This window comes from Peribacillus sp. P4_D6 (assembly GCF_056401795.1).
In genome coordinates this window covers 1-26,197 of record NZ_JBFUIQ010000038.1, presented here as the reverse complement: position 1 = coordinate 26,197, position 26,197 = coordinate 1, and the positions used below count along the sequence as shown (strand labels likewise).

25 protein-coding genes, 11 tRNA genes and 1 rRNA gene are annotated in these 26,197 nt (G+C 40.8%); 34 read left to right on the top strand and 3 right to left on the bottom strand.

Features of this window, described 5'->3' with window-relative positions:
• Positions 1-29: 29 nt before the first annotated feature.
• From AC1DVB_RS13780 to AC1DVB_RS13765, 4 genes are all read left to right on the top strand, one after another.
• Positions 30-1,289, top strand: a complete 1,260-nt coding sequence (locus AC1DVB_RS13780) for a cation:dicarboxylate symporter family transporter (protein WP_057277202.1) — start codon at positions 30-32, stop codon at positions 1,287-1,289.
• 574 nt (positions 1,290-1,863) lie between these two features.
• The gene (locus tag AC1DVB_RS13775; RefSeq protein WP_239859971.1) at positions 1,864-2,646 is read left to right on the top strand and encodes a hypothetical protein; all 783 of its coding nucleotides are present in this window, start codon (positions 1,864-1,866) and stop codon (positions 2,644-2,646) included.
• A gap of 426 nt (positions 2,647-3,072) precedes the next feature.
• Positions 3,073-4,155 carry a D-alanine--D-alanine ligase gene (locus tag AC1DVB_RS13770; RefSeq protein ID WP_477589607.1) on the top strand — a complete coding sequence of 361 codons (1,083 nt, stop codon included), beginning with the start codon at positions 3,073-3,075 and terminating at the stop codon, positions 4,153-4,155.
• Positions 4,156-4,307: 152 nt separating this feature from the next.
• Complete coding sequence (locus AC1DVB_RS13765; RefSeq protein ID WP_057277205.1) at positions 4,308-5,690, top strand: UDP-N-acetylmuramoyl-tripeptide--D-alanyl-D-alanine ligase; 1,383 nt, start codon at positions 4,308-4,310, stop codon at positions 5,688-5,690.
• A gap of 50 nt (positions 5,691-5,740) precedes the next feature.
• On the opposite strand, the gene AC1DVB_RS13760 is transcribed toward AC1DVB_RS13765, so the two are convergent.
• Entirely contained in the window at positions 5,741-6,892 is a 1,152-nt protein-coding gene (locus AC1DVB_RS13760; protein WP_057277206.1) for a PP2C family protein-serine/threonine phosphatase, read from the bottom strand.
• A 1,356-nt stretch (positions 6,893-8,248) separates the two neighbouring features.
• Between AC1DVB_RS13760 and cshA the strand changes: the two genes are divergently transcribed.
• From cshA to AC1DVB_RS13745, 3 genes are all read left to right on the top strand, one after another.
• A complete protein-coding gene (cshA, locus tag AC1DVB_RS13755) occupies positions 8,249-9,748 on the top strand; it encodes a degradosome RNA helicase CshA (protein WP_034306393.1) in 1,500 nt (499 codons plus the stop codon).
• Between the two features lie 212 nt (positions 9,749-9,960).
• Positions 9,961-10,434: a PH domain-containing protein gene (locus tag AC1DVB_RS13750; protein WP_034306614.1), complete on the top strand. Its 474-nt coding sequence runs from the start codon at positions 9,961-9,963 to the stop codon at positions 10,432-10,434.
• On the top strand, positions 10,427-11,890 hold the full coding sequence (locus AC1DVB_RS13745; RefSeq protein WP_477589604.1) for a PH domain-containing protein: 1,464 nt from the start codon (positions 10,427-10,429) through the stop codon (positions 11,888-11,890). Before AC1DVB_RS13750 ends, AC1DVB_RS13745 begins: the two co-directional genes overlap by 8 nt.
• Positions 11,891-11,916: 26 nt before the next feature.
• Here the strand turns inward: AC1DVB_RS13745 and AC1DVB_RS13740 are convergent, their stop codons facing one another.
• Positions 11,917-12,507 carry a rhomboid family intramembrane serine protease gene (locus AC1DVB_RS13740; protein WP_057277208.1) on the bottom strand — a complete coding sequence of 197 codons (591 nt, stop codon included), beginning with the start codon at positions 12,505-12,507 and terminating at the stop codon, positions 11,917-11,919.
• A 108-nt stretch (positions 12,508-12,615) separates the two neighbouring features.
• On the opposite strand from AC1DVB_RS13740, the gene acpS reads away from it, so the two are divergent.
• The 14 genes from acpS to AC1DVB_RS13670 all read left to right on the top strand — a co-directional run bounded on the left by acpS (position 12,616) and on the right by AC1DVB_RS13670 (position 23,926).
• Positions 12,616-12,966, top strand: coding sequence for a holo-ACP synthase (gene acpS, locus AC1DVB_RS13735; protein WP_034306384.1), 351 nt, complete (start codon positions 12,616-12,618; stop codon positions 12,964-12,966).
• 242 nt (positions 12,967-13,208) lie between these two features.
• Positions 13,209-14,213 carry a LolA family protein gene (locus AC1DVB_RS13730; RefSeq protein WP_053537120.1) on the top strand — a complete coding sequence of 335 codons (1,005 nt, stop codon included), beginning with the start codon at positions 13,209-13,211 and terminating at the stop codon, positions 14,211-14,213.
• A gap of 219 nt (positions 14,214-14,432) precedes the next feature.
• Positions 14,433-15,620, top strand: coding sequence for an alanine racemase (gene alr / locus AC1DVB_RS13725; RefSeq protein WP_477589601.1), 1,188 nt, complete (start codon positions 14,433-14,435; stop codon positions 15,618-15,620).
• A 160-nt stretch (positions 15,621-15,780) separates the two neighbouring features.
• A complete protein-coding gene (locus AC1DVB_RS13720; protein WP_034306380.1) occupies positions 15,781-16,062 on the top strand; it encodes a CopG family ribbon-helix-helix protein in 282 nt (93 codons plus the stop codon).
• A gap of 7 nt (positions 16,063-16,069) precedes the next feature.
• Complete coding sequence (locus AC1DVB_RS13715) at positions 16,070-16,420, top strand: type II toxin-antitoxin system PemK/MazF family toxin (RefSeq protein WP_034306610.1); 351 nt, start codon at positions 16,070-16,072, stop codon at positions 16,418-16,420.
• Positions 16,421-16,802: 382 nt separating this feature from the next.
• Positions 16,803-17,630 carry an RsbT co-antagonist protein RsbRA gene (locus tag AC1DVB_RS13710; protein ID WP_034306378.1) on the top strand — a complete coding sequence of 276 codons (828 nt, stop codon included), beginning with the start codon at positions 16,803-16,805 and terminating at the stop codon, positions 17,628-17,630.
• A gap of 2 nt (positions 17,631-17,632) precedes the next feature.
• Positions 17,633-17,989, top strand: coding sequence for an STAS domain-containing protein (locus tag AC1DVB_RS13705; protein WP_034306376.1), 357 nt, complete (start codon positions 17,633-17,635; stop codon positions 17,987-17,989).
• Positions 17,990-17,992: 3 nt separating this feature from the next.
• Positions 17,993-18,394, top strand: a complete 402-nt coding sequence (locus tag AC1DVB_RS13700) for an anti-sigma regulatory factor (RefSeq protein WP_048682056.1) — start codon at positions 17,993-17,995, stop codon at positions 18,392-18,394.
• A 9-nt stretch (positions 18,395-18,403) separates the two neighbouring features.
• Positions 18,404-19,414 (top strand): PP2C family protein-serine/threonine phosphatase, encoded by a 1,011-nt coding sequence (locus tag AC1DVB_RS13695; RefSeq protein WP_230134888.1) that lies wholly within the window; start codon positions 18,404-18,406, stop codon positions 19,412-19,414.
• A 59-nt stretch (positions 19,415-19,473) separates the two neighbouring features.
• Complete coding sequence (locus AC1DVB_RS13690; RefSeq protein WP_230134889.1) at positions 19,474-19,806, top strand: anti-sigma factor antagonist; 333 nt, start codon at positions 19,474-19,476, stop codon at positions 19,804-19,806.
• On the top strand, positions 19,803-20,276 hold the full coding sequence (gene rsbW, locus AC1DVB_RS13685) for an anti-sigma B factor RsbW (protein WP_034306366.1): 474 nt from the start codon (positions 19,803-19,805) through the stop codon (positions 20,274-20,276). The genes AC1DVB_RS13690 and rsbW overlap by 4 nt, the downstream gene beginning before the upstream one ends.
• The gene (sigB, locus tag AC1DVB_RS13680; protein WP_034306363.1) at positions 20,254-21,042 is read left to right on the top strand and encodes an RNA polymerase sigma factor SigB; all 789 of its coding nucleotides are present in this window, start codon (positions 20,254-20,256) and stop codon (positions 21,040-21,042) included. The genes rsbW and sigB overlap by 23 nt, the downstream gene beginning before the upstream one ends.
• A complete protein-coding gene (locus tag AC1DVB_RS13675; protein ID WP_222620049.1) occupies positions 21,039-21,650 on the top strand; it encodes a PP2C family serine/threonine-protein phosphatase in 612 nt (203 codons plus the stop codon). The genes sigB and AC1DVB_RS13675 overlap by 4 nt, the downstream gene beginning before the upstream one ends.
• Before the next feature lie 92 nt (positions 21,651-21,742).
• A complete protein-coding gene (locus AC1DVB_RS13670) occupies positions 21,743-23,926 on the top strand; it encodes a Tex family protein (protein ID WP_454862446.1) in 2,184 nt (727 codons plus the stop codon).
• 74 nt (positions 23,927-24,000) lie between these two features.
• Here the strand turns inward: AC1DVB_RS13670 and cmpA are convergent, their stop codons facing one another.
• A complete protein-coding gene (cmpA, locus tag AC1DVB_RS13665; protein WP_089364909.1) occupies positions 24,001-24,120 on the bottom strand; it encodes a cortex morphogenetic protein CmpA in 120 nt (39 codons plus the stop codon).
• A gap of 83 nt (positions 24,121-24,203) precedes the next feature.
• Between cmpA and AC1DVB_RS13660 the strand changes: the two genes are divergently transcribed.
• The 13 genes from AC1DVB_RS13660 to AC1DVB_RS13600 all read left to right on the top strand — a co-directional run.
• Complete coding sequence (locus AC1DVB_RS13660) at positions 24,204-24,683, top strand: SprT family protein (RefSeq protein ID WP_063574480.1); 480 nt, start codon at positions 24,204-24,206, stop codon at positions 24,681-24,683.
• A 132-nt stretch (positions 24,684-24,815) separates the two neighbouring features.
• Positions 24,816-24,890: transfer RNA gene (locus AC1DVB_RS13655), tRNA-Asn, on the top strand.
• 8 nt (positions 24,891-24,898) lie between these two features.
• A tRNA-Ser gene (locus AC1DVB_RS13650) sits at positions 24,899-24,989 on the top strand.
• A 20-nt stretch (positions 24,990-25,009) separates the two neighbouring features.
• Positions 25,010-25,081: transfer RNA gene (locus AC1DVB_RS13645), tRNA-Glu, on the top strand.
• A 25-nt stretch (positions 25,082-25,106) separates the two neighbouring features.
• A tRNA-Asp gene (locus AC1DVB_RS13640) sits at positions 25,107-25,182 on the top strand.
• 81 nt (positions 25,183-25,263) lie between these two features.
• Positions 25,264-25,338, top strand: a tRNA-Gln gene (locus AC1DVB_RS13635).
• Positions 25,339-25,348: 10 nt separating this feature from the next.
• A tRNA-Lys gene (locus tag AC1DVB_RS13630) sits at positions 25,349-25,424 on the top strand.
• A gap of 9 nt (positions 25,425-25,433) precedes the next feature.
• Positions 25,434-25,515: transfer RNA gene (locus tag AC1DVB_RS13625), tRNA-Leu, on the top strand.
• Between the two features lie 59 nt (positions 25,516-25,574).
• Positions 25,575-25,660: transfer RNA gene (locus tag AC1DVB_RS13620), tRNA-Leu, on the top strand.
• A gap of 18 nt (positions 25,661-25,678) precedes the next feature.
• A tRNA-Arg gene (locus AC1DVB_RS13615) sits at positions 25,679-25,755 on the top strand.
• A gap of 7 nt (positions 25,756-25,762) precedes the next feature.
• Positions 25,763-25,839 (top strand) — tRNA-Pro (locus tag AC1DVB_RS13610).
• Between the two features lie 33 nt (positions 25,840-25,872).
• Positions 25,873-25,946 (top strand) — tRNA-Gly (locus AC1DVB_RS13605).
• Positions 25,947-26,041: 95 nt separating this feature from the next.
• Positions 26,042-26,197: ribosomal RNA gene (locus AC1DVB_RS13600) — 16S ribosomal RNA — on the top strand; the annotation flags it as partial.

The window sequence follows — 26,197 nt, the reverse complement described above, 5'->3', positions numbered from 1 at the left end:
AAAGACTTTATGGAAGGTGAGGAAAGTAAATGAAGAAATTCAAACTAAGTTTAGCTAGCCAAATTTTCATTGGTTTAATTCTAGGGATTATCGTTGGTGCCATTTTTTATGGTAATGAGACGGCCCAAAACTTTTTACAGCCATTCGGAGACATTTTCCTACGAATGATTAAAATGATTGTAGTGCCGATCATCGTTTCAAGCCTTATCGTTGCAGTTGCTGGTGTAGGTGATTTGAAAGCGGTAGGTAAACTAGGTGCTAAATCATTATCATACTTTGTTGTCGTAACTATGATAGCGATTGCTGTTGGTTTAATTTCAGCGAATATCATCCAGCCTGGTGCTGGTGTGAATATGGATAAGCTGGAACAAACTGATATTTCTACGTATGTTGATACAGCAGAAACTAAGCAGCATGAATCGTTCGTGGATACACTCGTTCACATTGTACCATCCAATCCAGTTCAAGCTATGGTACAAGGCGATATGCTAGCGATCATTTTCTTCTCCGTGTTGTTTGGGCTTAGTATTGCAGCCATCGGTGAAAAGGGTAAACCAGTATTCCGCTTCTTCCAAGGTACAGCTGAAGGAATGTTCTACCTAACTAACATGGTCATGAAATTCGCTCCTATCGGTGTATTTGCACTAATCGGTGTGACGATCTCCAAGTTCGGTTTGGAATCTTTAATTCCGCTAGGAAAGTTAGCGCTTTCTGTATACGGAACAATGATTTTCTTTGTAATAGTCATTCTTGGTCTTATTGCGAAATTTGTCGGATTCAATATCTTTACGCTGATTAAACTTCTAAAAGAAGAATTGATTCTTGCTTTCTCTACTGCAAGTTCAGAAGCGGTTCTTCCGAAACTCATGGAAAAAATGGAGAAAGCGGGATGTCCAAAACATATTGCTACATTTGTTATTCCGACTGGATACTCCTTTAACCTTGATGGTTCTACATTATACCAAGCGTTAGCAGCTATCTTCATCGCTCAAATGTACGGAATCGATTTAAGCGCGTATGAGCAAATTACGCTGATGCTAGTGTTAATGATCACGTCCAAGGGAATTGCGGGTGTACCGGGTGTATCTTTCGTAGTTCTTTTAGCGACATTGGGAACTGTCGGTATTCCTATTGAAGGTCTAGCATTTATTGCCGGTATCGACCGTATTCTTGATATGGGACGTACAGTGGTAAACGTTATCGGTAATTCACTTGCGGCAATCGTCATCTCTAAATGGGAAGGTCAATTCAACCCTCCTTCCAAAAAAGAGTTAGAGCAAGTTTCTTAATATAAAAAATCCAGAGTGAAATGTCACTCTGGATTTTTTTATTTATTTTTTTGAATGAAATAGCGCTTTCTTATTTCTCGATGACTGTAAACTCTGCTTCCTTAGAGATACTCAAGCACTTCAAGTTGAATTGTTTTATGGAGGATACTACAATCTTGGCGCGTCTTCCCGGATGTCAAAATACCCCCAAATTCATAAAGCCTTTCATCTTGTTTACCTCAAAACCAAATCATTTCCTCTCGGCCCAGAAGGTCATCTGTTGTGAAATGAAACTACCTTCCGGCTTTAAAATACGTTGATTTGTTTCAAAGCTAATGTCGGTTATTTTGCGCTGGGGAAGCATCAGCAAAAAGGGAAGCGGCCCTATGAAATGAGTGAATGAGTGATAAAACCATATATGATCCATTCTTCGAATCCTATATTTTTTCTTATTGGTTAATATGGATTTTGATTCATGTTATTTACCTGATGCAGATGATGATGATGATTAATATTGGGGTTATATAACTTACGTGAAACTCCAAAAGTTTGATAAAATAACATTATTGATTGAGAGCTCGGAGGGGGTCAGGTTATGAAGAATGAAAGTAATGATATCTTATACATGTATATGCAGGCTTCCGAACGTTTTGTCCTTTTTAATGGACTCAATTTTCGTGAATTCGTCAATTCGCTTCCGTATACCTTGGATTCGATCTTATTATTGAAACATCAATTCGATGGTGGGGAATACAATTTGAATGTCCTGCTTGAGAGCGCTTCATCTGAAGCTATTGCGAAGCTCGTTAAAGAAAATGTCCGGGCATATGGAGATTTCTGTTGGATCGATTTTGAAGAAGCGGAAGGGCTGGATGAATTGGATGGAAGGGAAATAGCGGAACTTTTATATTTAGGACATGCTAAAACCCATCTGGATCCCCCGTTTTTCCGTAAATTGAATAACCAATTTGTGTACCTTGCCCAGGATGATGGCTGGTTCAATAAAATTTATTTTCGTTCTCTTTCGACATATTATATGATGTTAGGAAGGCTGATTCCGCTAAAGCTGGAGCCGTTAAAAGTAGAGAGGACGTGGCTTGGAATCAGAAAGAAAAAAGAGCTGACGGCGATTCCTGCAGAAATCATCGTTTCCTTGGCTCATATTCTGGCAGAGGGGCTCGTTTTTTCCTTTCGGGATGTTAAGTATACTAGAACGAAAATTGAGATACCGGCATGGGTCGTAGGGGATTATTTAAACATGGATGAAATGCATGATTCCTTTTCGGATAGAGATAGTAAGGAGCCCGATGCATTTATTATCTTCAATCGAAAAGAGAAGATTTGGGAAAGTGTTATTAAAAATACACCATCCTCCTGATTTTATTTGAAGTCTTTGAACTTTTTAGGTGTAAGACTTACCGTCTCATGCATAAAAGATAAGAGAGGGAAACGTAGAGGTGTTCACAGGATGTGGCGGTTTTATTCTGTGTTCTGCAAAATAGTAATCATTGGAAAAGCCTCAATGATGGAAGTTTCGCTTTACCCCGCATTAACAGGCTGTAAGGAAGCCTGATGATAAATGTAATGAAAAAGAAATGTGGTGAGCCAACAGCCTGTAAATGCCCGATTGCGCCGCACAGGATGTGCTAGCACAGGGTTTGCCACAGGATGTGGCGGTTTTATCCTGTGTTCTGCAGAATAGTAATCATTGGAAAAGCCTCAATGATGGAAGTTTCGCTTTATCCGTTTTAGTGTAAAGTGATACAATGAACATGGTTAAAAGAATATTGGAGGGTAATAACTCATGAAAACTAAACTTGGTTTGCTTTATGGTGGAAAATCTGCGGAGCATGAGGTTTCTATGCAGACGGCTTTAGCGGTCATTAAAGCTCTCGATTTAGCAAAGTTTGATATATATCCGATTTACATAACAAAAGATGGTTCATGGATTAATGGACCAAAGTTAACAGGTCCTGCCGAGAACGTGGAGGCTTTGACATTTTCACCGGAAAAATCGAGCTCGCCTCTTGCCCTGCAAGCACATTCAACTGATGAAGATAGTGAATCAACAGGGTATGACGTAATTTTCCCATTGCTTCACGGACCGAATGGAGAAGATGGAACCGTACAAGGGATGCTGGAACTGTTGAACCTTCCTTATGTAGGGAATGGCGTTTTAGCTTCTTCAGCAGGAATGGATAAGGTCATCATGAAAAACATTTTTGCCCAGGCGGGACTTCCTCAAGTGAAATACACTTGGTTCATTCGTTCCGAATGGGAGAAGAATACTGAAAGTGCCATCAAAAAGGTAGCGGGTGAATTGGGGTACCCTTGTTTTGTCAAACCTGCCAATTTAGGTTCAAGTGTCGGTATCAGCAAATGTAATGATGCTGATGAACTGGAAAAAGCGGTAGCGGAAGCTTTTCAATTCGATCGGAAGATCATCATTGAAGAAGGGGTCATTGCTCGTGAACTCGAGTTTGGTATTCTTGGTAATGATGAACCGTCTTGTTCAGTGGCAGGCGAAATCATCCCTAAGAAAGATTTTGCCTTCTATGATTATTCAGCAAAATATGTAGACGGTAATTCAGCGATGGTCATTCCGGCGGAGATAACGGAAAGCGAGTATGCAGCTTTATCCGAAATGGCCATTACTGCCTTTAAGTCATTGGATTGCTCTGGATTGGTCCGCGCAGATTTCTTCTTGACGCATGAGGGGCAAATCTATATTAATGAAGTGAATACAATGCCTGGGTTTACTCCTTTCAGCATGTTTCCGTTATTGTGGAAGCACACAGGTGTCGACTATCCAGCGTTAATTGAAACACTCGTGAAACTTGCCTTGGAACGTCATCAGGAAAAACAACAAATCAAATATACAGTTTGATCATGCAGGTAAAGTATCAGTAAACTCCACAATCCATCATGCCTTGATTTGATGGATTCCAATCAGCAGGAACCGGTGCGATTTAAACTGGTTTCTGCTTCGTTTGGTTAACGGAGAGCGATTAACGGTTCGATGAATGTAGGAGGAACAAAATGATAAAGAGAACGTTAAAACAAGTACATGAAATGGCAGAGGGATTGAATGATATCAGTCCATTCCAGTCCAAAGGAATTAATGGGGTTACCATCGATTCAAGAACGGTTAAGGAAGGATGTTTGTTCATTCCCCTTAAGGGTGAGCAGGTTGACGGCCATGAGTATGTCAAGCAGGCTTTAGCGCAAGGGGCTGCAGCTTCCTTTTGGCAAAGGGATGTTCCGAATCCCCCTGATGATTTACCGATAATCATTGTCGAAAACACTGAGAAAGCACTTCAGCAATTGGCGCGTTCTTACCGCCAGGAGTTGAATATAAAAGTCATTGGGATAACAGGGAGCAATGGTAAGACCACTACGAAAGATATGACCGCTGCGCTGCTGGCCACTGACTATAAGGTTCATAAAACCAATGGAAACTTCAATAATCATTTAGGTTTGCCGCTAACGATACTTTCTATGGCACAGGATACGGAAGCGGCTGTTTTGGAAATGGGGATGAGCAGCCGCGGTGAAATCGAGTTCTTATCCAAAATGGCAAAGCCTGATGTAGCGATCATTACCAATATCGGTGAATCACACTTATTGGATTTAGGATCACGCGAGGAAATCGCGAATGCGAAGTTGGAAATTGTCGAAGGTTTGGCGAAAGATGGAACGCTGATATATCATGGTGATGAACCATTGCTTCGCAATCGGATCAAAAAGGATTTTCCTGATTTAAACGTAATATCTTTTGGACGTACGGAACAAAATGATTTATATCCACAGGCCATTAGCCAAGGGGCAGACAGTACCACGTTTACAATCGCAAGCGGTGATAAGGAGATTGGTTATGAGATACCTGTGTTAGGTCATCATAATGTTCTTAATGCGTTGGCGGCCATCTTGGTTGCTAAAGAATTCAATGTGGATGATTCTTCGATCCGTAAAGGCCTATCGACCATTCAGTTAACTAATATGAGGATGGAATTGGTTGAAGGCGCAAAAGGGCAGAAAATCATCAATGATGCATATAATGCCAGTCCAACTTCAGTCAAGGCGGCAGTGGAGTTGGTTGAGGGCTTATCTGGATTCGAGAATAAGATCCTTGTATTGGGAGATATGTTGGAGTTAGGGCCGCAGGAAAAAGACTTTCATACGAAAATTGGTGAATTGATTTCCAATGAGCGGATTGATAAGATTTTCACATATGGTCCTTTAGCCGAGTTTATTGCCAAGGGAGCGAGCAAGTCTTTTTCATCGGAGCAGGTTCGCCCTTTTCAAGATAAGCAGGAGCTTATAGAGGAACTTAAGTCGTCCACACAGGAAAATGACATCATACTTGTTAAAGCTTCCAGGGGCATGAAGCTGGAGGAAGTCGTTCAAGCTCTACAAAAATAAAAAATAAAGAAAAGGCCGTTTCTTTTTTGAAACGGCCTTTTTTATTGTCTTTAAAACAGTGTCCCGGCTATAATGCAGATGTCATCGTTAATCACTGAATGCCTCATCCTTGAGACCAATAGCTCCTGAAGAAGGTCATTTGTATCGAGATGGACATTTTCAATGAATTCCCTCTCGATATTGTCAGATCGGTCAATGGCGGAAGGTGTGGGCGTTTTAGACAGTCCGTCTGTATAGATGATGAAGCGGCTTCCTGGTTCATAATGAAAGACTATTTTTTTTATGGGCAATTCGGGGATCAGTCCGCTTGGGGTGGCCCCTTCGTTTAAGTTGAGAATTTGATTGGTGCATGGGGAATACAAAAAGGCCGAAGGAAGTCCGTAGTTCACATATTCGATGAGTCGATCCTTTGTATTCACGTATGCGATGAAGGCTGTAATACGAGCATGTTTTTTGTTTTCCCGATTAACTCCTTGAAATAGGTCCCGAATATGTTTGCCCAGTTCCTCTGTTATGTAAATGGGGTCTTTTACCCGTTTGATAAGGTCGGGCATCAAAGTCCTTATGGACATGTTTATAAGTGCCGTGTGGATGCCTTTTCCAAATACATCGATCATGATGAAGCCGTATATCCTGTCGCCGACCTCCGCCCAGTAAAATAAATCCCCAGAAAGCTCACTCGAAGGCTGAAAAAGGCCTTTGACCTCTATATCTTCATTATTGATCGACAAAGGTAAACTTGAAAGTTGAATCCCCTTTGCAATTCGCAGGCTCCTTGCTGATTTTTGGTGTATCTTTTCAAGCTCTTGCCCCTTCATTTTTGCCGAAAACAATTGCATGCTGATGTTTTTGAGTGACTTTAATTTAATCCGGACTTCTACTGAATCGGCAGGGACTGCCATGGTTTCATAAAAGGTCTTTTCCGGTAAGGCCTGAGGGGGCTCCATTCTTAAAGCGCGTTTGTAAATGAATAGGATAGGGATTTCGTGAGATTCAGCTAATGCAAATAAAGAAGTTTGCTGCCAAGAATCTGTTGATATGTGCAAAGGCAAAATAAATAATGATTTCATTAAGTCCGATGAATCTTCGAATAGATGACTTTGATTGAGTGGATCCTCCAAAAAAGTGACTTTCTTGTTCATTTTCTTTAAGATTCGACCAAAATCCTTACATAAAGGAACATCTATTGTGAATATGTTCATATAACCCCCCGTTGATTTGTTGATAGGTCAATCATACTGCATTTAGACTAATTTACTATAATTTTTACACAAAAAGATGAAATTTTCGAAAAATGAATGATCCCAAATACCTGGAAATTCATTCATGATAAGCCCTTTCCTCCAACGGGGGTAATCGTGGAAGGGGGTTATCGTTAGATTTAATCCTTCCTGAAAAAGGTTTGTTGAAACTATTTGATTTAAACTCATATCATATATAAATGGATGTTCGTTTTGTGAAAAATTTAATTGGATACAGTTAGTCGACAAGAGGCCGGGATGCTCTCATCCCGAACCATGATTTTAACAGGACTAGGTTCCGGTTTTGTGAAATCCTCCTAATTGGATTTCTGAAGCCACTGGAACGGTTTTTAAATAAAAAACTGTAGAAAAACTCGCTTTCTTCGAATTTGTCTAAGTTTGAATCCACTTACGCATAAATGGATATAGTAAAACGGTGATCCTATTGATGAAATAATCAGTCCATGTGTTTTTTTAGCCCATTATTGAATGAACAAGCGATATTCTTACTCAAAAGTGTCACGGCTGCATATTTAACAGGAAGAAATGACTAATTTTTTCATTTTTGAAACTGTATAAAGTTTTTAGTAACTCTGAATGGGCGATATCCTTTATTGCATTAACAGTTTGAAAATGGTAATATGAGTATGAGTTTAAATGTCTTATCATTGATGATTATTTAAAATTAATCAGGTTGAGGCAACAAAATTGTATGTTCTTACATGTTTCATGAGTTCATTCTTGAGATTATTTTAGATTAAATAGGCCTCGCGTCTGGTCATATATAAAAGCTGCATCTCTTGGCGGCTTTAGTAGCTATTAGGGAATCAAGCCGCATTTAAGCGCTTTTCCACTTCTGCAAATCCTCAACGCACCGGGCCTGTTTTGTATAAGAATCTTGGCTCTCGTCAAGTTTTGTTCATACAGTCTTTTTAAGTCTGATGAATAATAGGTGCAGCAGCCCTCACCTGAATAAAACGGTGAAACACCCGTTTATGCTACTTTTAATTTTCCATATTGAATTTAATTTTGGTTACATGTACTTTTAAAAAGATGAGCGTAGGTTAATGATAAGTCTACACGTGCGCGAAGTTAAAAATGCCAGTGAATGTCCGTACTGGTATATTTCCTTTTTAAAAAATCATATTGAGTTCATTTGAACTAAAAGGCAGACATACTTTTAGGTGATAATGATAAACTTTTTATAAGAGATAAAGAAGAACATCCGTCATGATGATGAGGATTTGAACTAAAACATCTGTGCATGATCCATGAATGCACGTGTAAATTTACGATATAAAAAGGAGTACGAAAACATTGACATTGTTTAGCGAATTAGGATTAGATAGAACGTCCATGAAATCAATAGAAAAAATGGGATTTGAAGAAGCGAGCCCGATTCAATCCCAAACGATACCTCTAGCACTTGAAGGTAAAGATATCATTGGTCAAGCGCAAACGGGAACAGGTAAAACAGCAGCATTCGGTATTCCATTGATGGAAAACATCGATATTAATAACGAAAACGTGCAAGGGATTGTCATTGCACCTACACGTGAGCTTGCCATTCAAGTTTCCGAGGAACTTTTCAAGCTTGGTTACGGAAAACGCGCTCGTGTACTTGCAGTTTATGGTGGACAAGACATCGACCGCCAAATCCGTGCTTTAAAGAAAAAACCACATATTATCGTTGGTACGCCAGGTCGTCTTTTAGACCATATCAAACGTAAAAATATTAAATTAGGCGGAGTTCACACTGTAGTTCTTGATGAAGCGGATGAAATGCTTAACATGGGATTCATTGAGGATATCGAATTGATCCTTTCAACGGTTCCTGACGAAAGGCAAACATTGCTTTTCTCAGCTACAATGCCTGATCCGATCCGTAAAATTGCTGAAAGATTCATGCGGGAACCAGTTCTTGTACGTGTAAAAGCAAAAGAAATGACAGTGGATCGTATCGAACAATATTACTTGGAGTTAAAAGAAAGTGAAAAATTCGATACACTTGCACGCCTTTTCGATATTCAAACACCGGATCTTGCAATCGTCTTCGGACGTACGAAACGCCGTGTCGATGAATTGGCATCTGCATTGAATATCCGCGGTTATATGGCTGAGGGCATTCATGGTGACCTTAGTCAGGCAAAACGCCTTTCTGTTTTGAAAAAGTTTAAAGACGGCAGCATCGATGTACTCGTTGCTACTGATGTTGCTGCACGTGGACTTGATATTTCCGGCGTTACTCACGTATACAACTTTGATATCCCTCAAGATCCGGAAAGCTACGTTCACCGTATTGGACGTACAGGACGTGCGGGTAAACATGGTATAGCCATTACGTTTGTAACACCAAGAGAAAGAGGCCAACTGCATGCAGTTGAACATACAACGAAAAAACGTATGGAGAAACTTAAGACTCCTACGTTAACTGAAGCGTTGGAAGGTCAACAAAAAGCAGTAACGGAAAAAATCCTTAATACAATCGAGAATGAGGATTTAACTTTATACCTTGGTCAAGCGGAAGAATTATTACAAAAACATAGCGCAGCGGATTTAGTTGCAGCCATGCTTAAATCAATGACAAAAGAACCGGATCAAACGCCTATCAAGTTAACGGAAGAATCTCCGTCTCCAATGCGTCGCAATCGCGGAGGAAGCAGTTCTTCTGGCAACAGACAGCGCAATGGCCGCAGTTCTTCAGGCAGAAAAGATTACGGCAGCGGATCAGGGAAACGCCCAAGCACGAACCGTAAATCGAATGGTTACGGAAACCGCAGCACGAGCCAAAAAAGAGAAAAAACTAATAAGATTTAATTGAATTGGGAATGCCGCTCATTTGAGCGGCATTTTTTTATGTGCATCACCAACTTCTTCATGTAAGGTATCCGCGGTTTTTGGATGGAATGCCCACAGCCTTTGTTTGAAAAGGGGTTAATTTCCAGTATTTAAATATAGTATAATGGATGAAAGCAAGGATGGATGATGATGATTCAATTAGCATTACCTGTCCGGAAGAGGAGAAGCACATGGAACCTGAAAATCGTATATCGAATAAGGCCTTAACCGTATGGAAAATCAGTGGTCTTATAAGCTGTTCAATAACCTGGATTATAAGCATCGCCGTACTCGTGCTTACAATCATTTTTGATTGGACATATTGGGTGATTGGCGCGTTGGTCCTAATTTCGACAATCCAATCCTATCTGGCCATCTTTCTGATTCCGTCCGTTAAATGGAAGAGGTGGCGTTACGAAGTAAGAAATACTGAAATTGATATCCAAAGTGGTATTTTCATCATTAAAAGAACACTCATACCCATGATAAGGGTTCAGCATGTTGAAACGAAGCAAGGGCCATTATTAAGAAAATACGATTTAGCCTCCGTTGAAATTTCCACTGCAGCGACTCTTCATGTTATCCCTGCCTTGGACCTTGCAGAGGCGGATGAATTGCGGCATTATATTTCGAGAATGGCAAGTGTGGAGGAAGAAGATGTCTGATCCTAAAAGGCTTCACCCCATAGCTGTATTGCTTAACATCATTAAATCGATTAAGGAGTTAGTCATCCCTTTTTTATTAGTGGTCGTCATTCCTGGGAAGAATGAAGGAATTCCCGGATGGATACAACCGCTGGTCATTGCCATTATTATACTTTTGATTATAGGGAATGCTTTCTTGCAATGGTTACGCTTTACATATCGGATCGAAGAGGGAGAATTCAGAATTGAGTCCGGGGTATTCGTAAGGAAGAAACGGTATATAAAGTTTGATCGGATTCATAGCATAGATATATCAGAGGGCATCATCCAGAGGGTATTCAGCCTGGTGAAGCTGAATATTGAAACGGCAGGCGGGTCTCAGGCGGATGCCGTATTATCAGCCATAAGGAAAAGTGATGCGGATCGAATCAATTCTTATATAAGTGAGGGAAAAAATGCGTATAACCCATTTGATAGGGATAAAGATGAAGTCGCGGATAATGAAATTGTTGCAAAATCATCTTCCGTTTTTAAGCAGACGCTGCCGCAGTTATTCGCTATGGCTGCCACTTCGGGAGCGGTAGGTGTCTTCCTATCCGGGGCAGTCGCTTTTATTTCACAGTTCGATGAAATGATACCTTTTCAGAGAATATTTAAGGATTATGAAGATTTTATTGAAATGGGGACCTTCATTCTGACCTTGTTTGCCCTTGTGGCTTTATTGGCGGTTTATGTGCTGGCCACATTAAGTATGGTAATTAAATACGCTTCCTTTACCGTGATAAAAACGGATGAGGAGATCGTTATTTCCAGGGGGCTTCTCGAGAAAAGACGGCTGACAATCCCTATCCATAAAATTCAAGGTATCCGGATCATGGAGAATTTAATTCGAAAACCATTGGGATTGGCGACGGTTTATATTGAATATGCGGGAGGGAGCATGGAAGATAAAGAAAGTCTTTCCATCATGCTGTTCCCTTTAATCAGAAAGAAGCATTTAAAGGGAAAAATCCAAGAAATTTTACCGGTTTATGAAACGGATACGAAGATGAAACCAATACCCAAGCGTGCACTTTCCAGGTATGTGTTTCGAAAGTTTCTATACCTTATCCCGATCATCGGTGCCTTGGTATGGTTTTTCAGACCTTGGGGTTATCTTTCCTTCTTGCTTGTACCGTTGGCGATTTTTTGGGCATACATGCAATATAGAGATGCAGGTTGGAGCATAGAAGGGAATTTATTACTATTGAGCAGCCGTTTTTTCACGAAGCAAACATTGATCATGCAGAGAAGCAGAATTCAATCAATCACATATAAAAAAAGCTGGTTTCAGAATCGAAAAAAATTAGCCACCATTACAGCATCGATTAAATCAGGAATTACCTCCCGGGTCGGTATGGTTGCTGATATGGAAGAAAAGGATTGCCTAATAATTAAATCATGGTATTTACCTGAAAAAGCAGTCGACTCCCAATGATTGAAAGGAAGAGTCGGCTGTTTGGCCTACCATTTTTTTCTTAGGAATAATGGAGCGGTTAAAAAGCCGGTTGCCATTCCAGCCAAATGACCGACAACGTTTATCTGCGGTTGGATGAAAGTCATGATAATGGCAATTCCGGTCAATGTATATACTGTATTTCTTTCGTTGTTCGTAAAATTGGTTTTATTGAACAGTACAAGATATAGAAAGAATCCGAGTAAACCAAAAATTGCTCCGCTGGCACCTACGTGATTATATGTCAGTGGGTTAATCAGGAAGGTTGCGATATTGGCAAGGATCCCTGTCGATAAAAAGAAAATTGAAAACTTGAAGGCTCCAAGTAACTTCTCCAGGAATGGACCAAAGATGGCAAGTGAGAATCCATTAAACAGTAAATGTGTAAACGTGCTATGTAGAAAGATGGGGGTGATCAAACGCCACCATTGTCCATCAGCGATGTATAAATTCACACCTGTGCCATAATAAAAGAGTACATTGCCGGGAAGTGCGGGGAAAAGGACGAGAACGAATACAAGCATCATAATGAGTATGAGCACAGTTACAGCTCGATAAGAATTTGCATATTCGCGGAAGCTTTCTGTTCTTGTAAACATAAATTCCTCCTATATATCGTTTTTAATTGGATACAATATTATCATTTTCAGGTAAAAGAGTCCTCCTAATGATATGCAACTTATTAAATTAATAGAAGAGGTGTCAAAGTGATTAAAGGTATAGGCGTGGACATTACTGAGTTGGATAGAATGGAAACATTGATTAATCGGCAACCCCGTTTAAAGGAGCGTATATTGACGGAAAGTGAAATCTTGATTTTCGAAAAGTTAAATGGAAGAAGGAAGGTCGAATATTTTGCTGGCCGTTTTGCGGCAAAGGAGGCTTTTTCTAAAGCGAACGGTACAGGGATCGGTAAGCACTTATCCTTTTTGGATATTGAAATCATCTCGGATGATAAAGGAAAGCCGGTGATTTCAAAGCCGTTTTCTAAAGGGGTCCACCTTTCGATTAGCCATAGCAGGGATTATGCGGTTGCTCAAGTCGTAATTGAAGGGTGAGTGGAGTTTTGTCCAATCGGGTCATAAACCTTAAGGTTGTCTCATATACATTTAGTGCTATAGGGAGACAAGGCCCGGTAAAAGGTACATGGCAGAGTAGGTGCTCTCGAAAAGTTTTTAGCCGGATCGAGAAATGGTCCTGTCTAAAATACTGAGGAATTTAAGACATCAGTCGAGCCAATGTCCGGATCCTGCCTTTTCCTCTCCCTTTTACGTTCAAATGACAAAAAGGGGTTGAAAAGATGAAGAAGATGGTAATGCTTTTTGCAGGGATCATGCTCTTGCTTGCTCTTTCTGCTTGCGGCCAAAAATCGCAGAGTGACGTAGTGAGTGAATTGAATGAGAAGCTTGGTGAAATGAAAGGATATAAAGCTAACGCGAAGATGACATTAAAGATGGGGACGGAACCTCAAGTGTATAATGTGGAGATTTGGCATAAGGACCCTTCTTTTTACCGCGTGAATCTGAAAAATGAAGAGAAAGATCAAAGCCAGATGATTTTGAAAAATGATGATGGTGTATACGTTTTGACGCCTGCTTTGAATAAAAGTTTTAAATTTCAAAGCGAGTGGCCGGAGAACAGCAGTCAGGCCTATTTGTTCGAGTCGTTGGTGAAAGACATTACGGAAGATAAAAGTGCAACATATAAAGAAACGGATAAACACTATGTCTTTGAAACGAAAACGCGCTACCAAAACAATAAAATGTTGCCATATCAAGAGATTACTATAAACAAAAAGGATTTATCCCCAGTCAGTGTAAAAGTCATGGACCCTGATAGGACCGCTTTGGTTCTTGTTGAATTCTCAAAAGTAAAATTCGATACGAGTTTTGATAAAGATTCATTTGACATGAAGAAAAACATGACAAGTGCACAACTTGAAGCTCCCGTTATGGCAGAAGTCCAAAATGAGGGGTTTGCAGTGAAATACCCTGAAAATATTGGCGATATGAATTTAACGGAAGAAAAAGAAATTACGACGGAAAAGGGAGAACGTGTCGTTTTGACCTATGAGGGTACAAAAAGTTTTACATTAGTTCAGGAAAAAGCTGAGGTAGTCCAAACTTCCGTTTCGACGAATGTGAATGGAGAACCTGTTGATTTGGGTTATACTGTCGGGGCAATGACGGGAAATACGATTGCATGGACTTTTGAAGGTGTCGATTACATGCTAGCATCAAAGGATTTGTCACAGGAAGAGATGATAGAAGTCGCCCGTTCGGTTGGGGAAGATCCAGTCAAATAGGATTACATAACAAGCTGATGTTTCCCGTCTCCTTACGAAGGTTTTCTTCTGGGAAGGATAGGCGGGGAAGCGGCTTGTTGACCTTTTTTAACCCATTATTTGATTTAGGCTGGCAGCCGGGAAATGAGGATCAAGGTGAAAAAGCACTTTATCTTTCTAGCGGTTGGTTATAGAATGGTCCTATAATGAAACGAAAACTTCGCTACTGGGAAGAATTTTATGGTGAGTATAGGAAAGAAGGAAAAGGTCTTGGAAACGAAAGTATTTCATCGAGATACGTGGGCAGAAGTAAATTTGGATAATATTTTTGAAAATATCTCTTCAATGAAAAAAAGTCTGAAAAAGGGCGTTAGTCTTTTCGCTGTCGTCAAAGCCAATGCTTATGGCCACGGGGACTATGAAGTGGCTAAAACGGCGCTTGATGCGGGGGCGGATTTTTTAAGTGTAGCTTTTTTGGATGAAGCTCTTGCCCTACGGAATAAAGGTATATTGGCTCCGATTCTTGTCCTTGGGGCTTCTAGGCCTGAAAGTGCAGCGCTTGCTGCCGAGCATGGTATTTCCGTGACGGTTTTCGATGAAGCATGGTTGGAGAAGGCGAAGGATTTGTTGAAACCGGGACAAGTTTTGCAAATCCATGTAAAAGTGGATAGCGGCATGGGGAGAATCGGCATTCGAGATAAAGGTCAACTCATGAAAGTGGAAAGTTTGCTTAAGAGGGAAACTTGTTTCAATTTCCAAGGGATATTCACTCATTTCGCGACTGCGGATGAAATGAAGACGGACTTATATGAAAAGCAGCTTGCCTTTTTTAAAGGGATGCTTTCCGAATTGACGGGAAAGCCGGAATATGTTCATGCAGCCAATAGTGCAGCTTCTCTAAGGTTCACCGATTCAGAATGGAATGCAGTAAGAATGGGGATTTCCATGTATGGTTTGAGTCCTTCCATGGAGATGAAGCCGATATTGCCATTTCCATTAAAACAGGCTATATCATTGAGAACGGAGATGGTCGCGGTTAAACAGCTTGCTAAGGGTGAAAGCGTTAGCTATGGAGCGACTTATACGGCTGAAGGTGATGAATGGATTGGAACTTTGCCAATCGGATATGCTGACGGCTGGATCCGTAAGCTGCAAGGTCAGGAAGTTCTTGTGGATGGAAAAAGAGTGCCCATAGTCGGAAGGATTTGCATGGATCAATGCATGATCAAGCTGCCTGGACCATACCCTGTAGGAACTGTGGTCACATTAATCGGGAATGATGGAGATGAATCGATTACTGTCGATGAGATAGCGGCAAAACTGGAAACGATCAACTATGAGGTGACATGCATGATAGGAGCAAGAGTGCCCCGCATATATATGAAAGACAATCAGGTGAATCATGTACGCAACTTCATTTTGGAATGAGCGGATTGTAAAAAAATCCTAAGATTGTGAATAAGATTTCCTTTATTATGCTGATAATAGGATTGAGAATAGAATATACTCTTTGCAGATAGGCATTTTAATGGTAATATTGAAAAGGATATATAATAAAGGTGTGTAGTGATGGTGGAGGTGTATGTTTGTGTCTGAATCCAGCGCAACAAGAGAGATATTAATTCGATTACCTCAAAATTTTTTAACAGAGTTAGACGGGTATGCGAGTGAGGAAAATGTGAATCGCAGTGAATTTATTTATCGTGCCACAAAAATGTATCTTCGCGAACGTAAAAAGAAAGAGTTTCGTGAATCGATGAAACGCGGTTATATTGAAATGGCGGCCATTAATTTAACGATTGCTTCTGAAGCCTTCCAGGCTGAATTCGAGGCTGGTCATTGCGTTGAACGATTAGTTAGCGGAGGCTGAGCCATTGATTGTTGTTAAGCGTGGTGACGTATACTTCGCAGACCTTTCCCCGGTAGTCGGTTCAGAGCAGGGTGGAACCCGTCCGGTACTAATTTTACAAAACGATATTGGTAATCGCTTTAGTCCGACTGTGATCGTGGCAGCCATTACAGCTCAAATTCAAAAAGCGAAATTGCCTACACATGTTGAGATTAATGCAAAAAAGTACGGATTCGAACGGGATTCCGTCATTTTATTAGAACAGATCCGGACAATCGATAAGCAGCGTTTAACTGATAAAATTACGCATCTTGACGAACCGATGATGCAAAAAGTCAATGAAGCTTTGCAAATAAGTTTAGGCCTCATTGAGTTTTAAAGAAAATTTTTCCCGTTAAACCGGGCGTTATTATAATACAAATCATTCTTGATATTATTTAGATGGCACGATTCCTGTACTGTGGGAATCGTGTTTTTTTTGTCAAATAACATAAACATATCCAAAAAGTATACAGCAGGAAATATGAAAAATTTGACGAATAAAAACAGTATACAATAAGATATTTGAAAGTTTTTTATAGTATCCTCCAAACTTTTCTTGGAATGATGTTTTTCTTACCTGAATTTCGGGTATATAGTTATGTTGTAAATACCTAAAAAAAGCCTCTAAGGAAATCCAAATGGCATAACATTACAGTTAGTTAACATCCTTGTGACGTGAACGGGGAAGCATAGCAATTGTGTTAGAATGGGAGGATATTATGAATCAATTGGTTTACGATTTTATTAAGCGAAATCAAGATTACATCCTTACTGAGTGGATGGGCATCATGAAGGAAAGCACGGACGAAAGATTAATTAAAGTCGTCTCAGATCAAATGTTCACGCAAACGAGCAGTGAATTTATAGATATGATCATCACGAATGTTGATAGTAAAAACAAGGAATTCACATTGAAGCTTTCAGATTTTGCCGAGAAAGTCGTCCAATTGGGATGGCCTCTTACTTTCGTCAATGAAGGACTTCATAAATTCACATTAATTGTCATAAATGGAATGGTGGAAAAGGGTCTCGTTACTCCGGATAATCAAGTCAATCTTGTTAACCATTTGGATAAATGGGCGACACCGATAAATAATGAAATAGTCAATATATATACCCAAACTTGGGAAAGAACCGTTTCCATGCAAAAAATAGCGTTGCAAGAACTTTCGGCACCGCTCATTCCCGTATTGGAAGGCATTACGGTCATGCCCTTGGTTGGTACGATAGATACAGAACGTGCCAAACAGATAATGGAAAACCTGCTGACCGGCGTGGTTAAGCATAGATCTGAAGTTGTTCTGATTGATATAACGGGCGTGCCGGTCGTGGATACCATGGTTGCCCACCATATCATTCAAGCGGCAGAAGCAGTCCGCTTAGTGGGCGCCAAATGCATACTTTGCGGCATCCGCCCTGAAATTGCTCAAACCATCGTTAATCTTGGCATTAATTTAAATGAAGTGATTACAAAAAATACATTGAAAAAAGGGATAGAAGTTGCTTTGGAATTAACGAGCCGTAAGATCGTAAAGGTGGAGGGATAAGGATGAGGATTCCGATATTAAAGCTTTATGACTGCTTGTTAGTCTCTATACAGTGGGAATTGGATGATATGACAGCGCTCCAATTTCAAGAGGATTTACTGCATAAGATTCATGAAACAAGCGCGAATGGCGTAGTTATAGATATTACCTCAATAGATTTTATTGATTCTTTTATCGCAAAGGTATTAGGCGATGTCTTTAGCATGTCTAAGCTTATGGGGGCCAAAGTTGTAATTACGGGAATCCAGCCTGCTGTTGCAATAACATTGATTGAACTAGGAATTAGTCTCGATGATGTTCTGACAGCATTAGACTTAGAGAAAGGCCTGGAGAAATTACAACAGGAATTGGGGGATTAAAGAATGGAGTTCCAATCCTGCGTAAAAATCATAAATGAATGGGACATCGTAGCTGCAAGGCAGCTCGGAAGAAATGTCGCTAAAGAGTTGGGGTTCGGTACTGTAGACCAGGCCAGAATCACAACGGCCATTAGCGAATTGGCCCGAAACATATACCTATATGCTGGACAAGGCAGTGTTAGCATAGAAAAGCTAAATATAAATGGGAAGTCAGGATTGAAAATCATTGCAGAAGACCAAGGGCCGGGAATTGAGGATATCCGCAGAGTCATGGAAGATGGATATACCACCTCAGGGGGGCTGGGGGCAGGCCTTCCTGGAGCTAAACGTTTAATGGATGACTTTGATATTGAATCGATACCAGGTGAAGGGACTAAGATTATCGCGACGAAATGGCTCCGTTAGGGGGGGACTATGGATATTAGGGAGAACATGGAGAAAAAGTATCATGAGGCGCTTTCTACTTATCTTAAAGACCAAAATGAGCAGGCACTCTATCAAGGGCAGAAGATTAGCCGCCTACATATCAAATACAATATATCTCCAGAAGAAATCATAAGTATGCATAAAAATAACTTAATGGAACTTTACCCGGAATTACCGGGAAAAGTACTGGATTCTTTCGATTTTCTGCTAGAAGTCATGATGGGCTACGGCATTGCATACCGTGAACATCAAAGCCTCAGACATCAACAGCAGGAATTGAAAACGGAAATCGAGATAGCGGCAAACGTTCAACATACTCTTTTGGAAACGGAAATACCTGATATCAAAGCTCTTGAAATTGGGGCGATCAGTGTTCCTGCGAGGCAGATGAACGGGGATTACTATCACTTCGTCCAGGATGAAAATGAGCGTATAGGTGTTGGGATAGCCGATGTCATAGGAAAAGGGATCCCTGCTGCGCTGTGCATGTCGATGATCAAATATGCGATGGACAGTCTTCCGGAGCATCGTCATGAACCGAAAAGTGTACTTGAGAGTTTGAACCGGGTTGTGGAGCATAATGTTGATCCAAGCATGTTCATAACCATGTTCTATGGTTTATATGATCCGCATGACAGGCAATTTTCCTATGCTTCAGCCGGACATGAACCTGGATTTTACTATGACGCAGCTACAGGTACTTTTAGCGATTTGGATGCAAAGGGCTTGTTGCTTGGCGTTGATAAAAAAACAAGGTATCGCCAATGTGAAAAAACGGTGAATCGTGGCGACATGATCATTCTATTATCTGACGGAGTAACGGAGTGCCGCACGAATGATGGGTTCATAGAAAGGGAAACGCTTATTGGTTTGATTAAAAAAAATATGCATTTGCAAGCCCAGGAAATGGTGAATAATATATATAAACAATTGGAGAAAATGCAGAACTTCCAACTGAGGGATGATTTTACTTTAATAATTTTAAAATCAAATGTTTAGCATTGTTACTGCTGGGTATAGATATAGGAATGAAGAGGATTTGAAGAGGTGGGTCAAGGATGAATATAACAGTAGATGTTAATGAATTGAATACTGAATTTAATGTAAAACTAAAAGGTGAAATCGATGCTTATACTGCGCCGAAACTAAGAGAATCACTATTTCCAATTTCAGAGCAGGAAAATGTTTCGATTACTATTGATTTAACTGAAGTTTCGTATATGGATAGTACGGGACTTGGGGTATTTGTCGGTGCTTTTAAAAGTGTTAGGGCACATAATGGCGACTTCACGTTAGTTGGATTATCGGAAAGGTTACGACGTTTATTTGATATAACAGGTCTTGCAGATATCATTGATATAAAAAGTGGTACAGAGGGTGGGTTAGAATGAGTCAAGTATATGATTACATCGAAATGAAAATACCTGCAAAACCAGAATTCATCGGTGTCATTCGTTTAACGCTTTCTGGAATTGGAAGCCGGATGGGATTTGCGTATGATGAAATAGAGGATTTGAAAATCGCTACCAGTGAGGCTTGTACAAATGCGGTACAGCATGCATACAAGGATTCTGAAAAAGGTGAAGTGAAAGTAAGTTTCGGCCTTTATCCTGACCGTTTGGAGGTCATGGTTTCCGATAGTGGAAAGAGCTGTAATTTCGAGGAGGTTCGTCAAGGGCTAGGTCCATACGAAAATGGACAAAAAGTCGAACTTTTGAGAGAAGGAGGCTTGGGTCTTTACCTTATTGAAACTTTGATGGATGATGTAAAAATTCATCAGCATGATGGGGTTACTGTATTTATGACTAAGTTTTTAGAAGGAGAGCAGGTGGAGATGGATGCAAAAACAGTCTCAACCTAATCAGGCACAAAGAGAACAGGTAAATGAATGGATCAGAGCTTACCAGCAGAATCAAGATGAAGAAGCGCAGAGTAATCTCGTCATCCATTATAAAAGTTTGGTTGAAACAATCTCCCGTAAGTATGCGAAAGGGAAATCATTTCAGGAGGATATCTCCCAAGTCGGCATGATTGGTCTATTAGGTGCCATTCGACGATATGATGAATCTTTCGGTAAGAGCTTTGAGGCATTTGCCGTCCCCACTATTATCGGGGAAATCAAAAGGTTCCTTCGTGACAAAACATGGAGTGTCCATGTGCCAAGGAGAATTAAGGAACTAGGTCCGAAAATCAGGGTGACTGTCGAGGAGTTAACGACAACTCTGCACCGTTCACCAAGAATAGATGAAATAGCCGATAGTATAGGCGTGACCGAGGAAGAAGTTTTAGAGGCGATGGAAATGGGAAAAAGCTATCAAGCTTTATCCGTGGATCATTCTATTGAGGCGGATTCTGATGGCGGCACTGTCACATTGCTTGATATATTCGGAAATGTCGATGAAGGTTTTGAAAAGGTCAATCAGCGTCTTGTGCTTGAAAAGGTGCTTCATGTGCTGAGTGACCGTGAAAAGATGATCATTCAACATACTTATTTAGAGAATTTAAGCCAGAAAGAAGCTGGCGATAAGCTTGGGATTTCCCAAATGCATGTGTCAAGGCTCCAACGCCGCGCGATCAAGAAACTTCAAGAAGCCATTAATGCTGAAAACTCGGAGTTAATTCAGTGATCAAAGATATTCTAAGGGGAGAAAAAATAGAAGTCCTTGTCTCACAATCGTCTAAAAACGGGATGGTTTACTGTGGTGATGATTACTTTTTTCTTCATACGGAAGAATACTTTGTATGTGTCCTGGCAGATGGGCTAGGCAGCGGGAAAAATGCATACGATTCCTCCCATGCCGTCATCGAGGAAGTTAAACGTAATCATGAGTTGGATGTGGAAGCACTAATGGCAGTGTGCAATCAAGTTTTAGTCGATAAACGGGGGGCAGCCGTTTCCATTTTGAAAATCTTTTATGATAAGAATGAATTTGTATACAGTTCAGTGGGCAACATCCGCTTTTTCCTGTATAATCCAAACGACGATAAACTCGTTTACCCCTTACCTGTTACAGGGTATTTATCCGGCAGGAAACAAAAATACAGGACGCAAAGATACAAATATGAACCAAATGCTAAATTCATTCTTCATTCCGATGGTTTGGAACTTAAGGGAGCTAAGTCTTTTTTAAAAAGGCTGGTCCCTATCGATAAGAACGCCCAATGCATATTAAAAAGCAGTCCATTAACTGCAGATGATACAACTTTCATTTTAGGAAGCTTACTTTCGCCATAATTCGGAAGTGAGCTTTTTTGTATGGAATTCGCAACTTCATCGCTCATTTGCTAGACTATATATATTAGAGCAAAAGGTTGGGGGTAAACAAAATGATCGTTGTAGAAGATACATTAAAAGAATTGATAAAACAAATATCCAATGAGCTGACTTTGAAAAATCATCAAGTTCAAAACGTCATACAGATGCTGCAAGAGGGGAATACTGTCCCTTTTATTGCACGGTATAGAAAAGAAATGACGGGTTCGCTTGATGAAGTGCAGATTCGTTCCATTATGGAAAGATGGAACTATCTAGAAAACCTTGGCCAGAGGAAAGCGGAAGTTACTCGTTCAATTGGTGAACAGGGGAAATTGACGGAAGAATTAACAAAACAAATCGAAAAGGCAACAAAACTGCAGGAAGTCGAGGATTTATACAGGCCATTCAAACAAAAAAGGAGAACGAAAGCGACAGTTGCTAAAGAAAAGGGGCTTGAACCACTGGCCAATTGGCTTTTGGAATGTCAAATGCATCCTCGAGTCAGCGAAAAGGCAGCCGAATTCATATCGGCAGAAAAAGAAGTTCCTTCTATTGAAGAGGCTATTGCAGGTGCGCAGGATATCATAGCTGAACATATTTCCGATGATGCAGAATTAAGGAAGTGGATAAGGGCCGAAATTTTCAAAGCTGGAAAAGTGATTTCAACTGTGAAAAATGAAGAGAAGGACGAGAAAAAAATCTTCGAAATGTACTATGAGTATGAGGAGCCGGTTCAAAGAATCGTACCTCATCGGGTGTTGGCGCTGAATAGAGGTGAAAAGGAAGAGGTTTTGCGAATCTCCATTCAGCCCCGGACTGAAGTCATCGTTGGTTATCTGGAACGTAAAATCATTAAAAATAACAAATCTGAAGCCCAAGTTGTTCTTAAATCTGCGATAGAGGATGGACTTAAGCGTTTGATCATGCCTTCTGTAGAGCGGGAGCTCAGAAAAGAGCTGACGGAAAAAGCTGAGGATCAAGCTATCCACATTTTCTCTGAAAACCTCCGGAACCTGCTCTTGCAGCCTCCGCTTAAAGGGAAAGTGGTCCTCGCCTTAGATCCGGCATATAGGACTGGCTGTAAGCTCGCTGTCATTGATGAAACCGGAAAGGTACTTGATATCAGTGTAATCTATCCGCATCCTCCTGCTGCGAAACTTCATGCTGCCCGTGAAAAAACGATCGATATACTTCAGCGGTTCTCGGTTGAGATCGTGGCAATCGGCAATGGAACGGCATCACGTGAATCAGAGCAATTCATTGCAGATATTTTAAAAGAAGTGAAAGGGAACATTTCATATATCATTGTTAATGAAGCGGGAGCCAGTGTGTATTCAGCTTCAGATATAGCACGTGAAGAGTTTCCGGATCTTCAAGTTGAACAGAGAAGCGCAGTTTCGATAGGCAGAAGGCTTCAAGATCCCCTTGCTGAACTTGTTAAAATTGATCCGCAATCTGTGGGGGTAGGCCAGTATCAACATGATGTGTCTCAGAAAAAGTTAACGGAATCCCTCACCTTTGTAGTGGAAACAGCTGTTAACCAGGTGGGTGTTAATGTCAATACCGCTTCATCGTCTCTCTTACAATATGTAGCTGGTTTATCAAAATCGGTTGCTCAAAATATCGTGAAGAAAAGGGAAGTGGAAGGGAAATTTCAAAGCAGGAAGGAATTAAAGAAGATTCCCCGGCTTGGTGCCAAAACATATGAACAATGTATAGGATTCTTACGTATCATTAATGGAGATGAACCTTTAGATCAAACCGCGATACATCCTGAGAACTACAGTGCCGTGAATAAATTATTGAAGAAAATGGGATTCACATCAGAGGATTTAGGCAGTGATGCACTGAATGAAGAGTTAGGTAAGCTAAATCCAGCTGATTTGGTCAATGAATTGGAAATTGGGGAAATTACGATCAAAGATATCATCGATGATTTGATGAAACCGGGAAGAGATCCTCGGGATGAGTTATCAAAACCGCTGCTTAAGCAGGATGTACTAAAAATGGAGGATCTGCAAACTGGGATGGAGTTACAAGGTACAGTGAGGAATGTTGTGGATTTTGGTGCGTTTGTGGACATCGGTGTTAAACAGGATGGACTGGTGCATATTTCTAAACTGAGCAACCGGTTTGTAAAGCACCCATTGGATGTAGTTGCCGTTGGGGATGTTGTCACAGTCTGGGTCGAACTAGTTGACTCCCAAAAGCAAAGGGTATCTTTAACGATGCTCGAGCCAAAGGATCAAAGCTAGCCTAAGGTAAGCTCCTTCTATATTAGAAGGGGTTTTTTTGAAATGATGTATTTATATTTGGAACAATGTCGAATCTATAATCTGAGACTTTCTTTCTTTTGATAAAAAAACCAACATTGATTCAACATCTTCACTTGATAATAATCCTTTTCATAAAAGGCTTTGCGGATTTGATTCTGGAACCAATTAGGCATAGCTTTTCCTCCCTTAGTTTCCTATTGTATTATTAGTCTATGTTATAATGGGTTGTCATGTTACCAAGGAAAGGGAGGGGGAAATGGATAATCGTCAATTGCAAAAACTAGTAGAAGAAATTTCGTTGAAAGACTTTAAAAAGGCCTTTAGACATCAAGCGAGTTTTAATCCGCGTCTCCGGACAACAGGAGGACGATACTTGCTCCGTTCACATAATATAGAAATAAATAAGAAGTATCTTGATGAACGCGGTGTGGAAGAATTGATTGGAATCATTAAGCATGAATTGTGCCATTACCATCTGCACATCGAGAAGAAGGGGTACCAGCATCGTGATGCGGACTTTAAGCATTTACTCAAAAAAGTGGGGGCACCGAGATTTTGCGAGCCGCTGCCATCTAACCAATTAAAGAAAAAGATGAATACAATTCAATATAAATGTGAAGACTGTCAGCAGGTATATATAAGAAAAAAACGAATCGACACTACCCGTTTCGTTTGTGGTAAATGTCGTGGAACATTGATTTACCAAGGGTTTAAGGAGCAAAAAACAAAAAAATAAAAAAACATAAAAGAACTCTTGACTTTAGGTTGCAACCTCTTTATAATCATAAGAGTCGACAAGATAACAACTTGTCCTTAACGACAAACACTAAGGTCCTTGAGCGTGAAAAAGGAACCCAATTTTCATTATTCCGCAGTAGCTCAGTGGTAGAGCATTCGGCTGTTAACCGAACGGTCGTAGGTTCGAGTCCTACCTGCGGAGCCATTTTTTTTGGGGAAGTACTCAAGAGGCTGAAGAGGCGCCCCTGCTAAGGGTGTAGGTCGCGTAAGCGGCGCGAGGGTTCAAATCCCTCCTTCTCCGCCAGTTACATATTTTTATATCAAGGCCCATTGGTCAAGCGGTTAAGACACCGCCCTTTCACGGCGGTAACACGGGTTCGAATCCCGTATGGGTCACTTTCTTATACACAATCAAAATACTGGTCCCGTGGTGTAGCGGTTAACATGCCTGCCTGTCACGCAGGAGATCGCGGGTTCGATTCCCGTCGGGACCGCCATTTTTTTCTTAAAAAAACACTTGCTAAATAAATATTATCGTGATATAATATTATCCTGGTTGTTAATTAGTGTTTAATTATTGGGCTATAGCCAAGCGGTAAGGCAACGGATTTTGATTCCGTCATGCGAAGGTTCGATCCCTTCTAGCCCAGCCATTTTTATTTAGAGCCATTAGCTCAGTTGGTAGAGCATCTGACTTTTAATCAGAGGGTCGAAGGTTCGAATCCTTCATGGCTCACCATTTATTTTCGCGGGTGTGGCGGAATTGGCAGACGCACCAGACTTAGGATCTGGCGCCGCAAGGCGTGGGGGTTCAAGTCCCTTCACCCGCACTGATATTTTTCTTCTTGACATCAAGTTGAAAAGGTGTTAAACTTACAAAGTCGCTTTCGCGGTCGTGGCGGAATGGCAGACGCGCTAGGTTGAGGGCCTAGTGGGGGAAACCCCGTGGAGGTTCGACTCCTCTCGGCCGCACCAAAAACATCATAGAAATTAGCGCCCGTAGCTCAATTGGATAGAGCATCTGACTACGAATCAGAAGGTTGTAGGTTCGACTCCCGCCGGGCGCACCATATTTTACGGGAAGTAGCTCAGCTTGGTAGAGCACTTGGTTTGGGACCAAGGGGTCGCAGGTTCGAATCCTGTCTTCCCGACCATTCTTTCTTTCTGAAAATACTTTAAAATTAAATGCGGGTGTAGTTTAGTGGTAAAACCTCAGCCTTCCAAGCTGATGATGAGAGTTCGATTCTCTTCACCCGCTCCATTATTGCTCTTTGAAAACTGAACAAAACAAAGCGCCAACGTTAAATTTTAAGTGAGCACACACTATCAAAAAAGCAAATGAGCAAGTCAAACATTTCTTCGGAGAGTTTGATCCTGGCTCAGGACGAACGCTGGCGGCGTGCCTAATACATGCAAGTCGAGCGAATCGATGGGAGCTTGCTCCCTGAGATTAGCGGCGGACGGGTGAGTAACACGTGGGCAACCTGCCTATAAGACTGGGATAACTTCGGG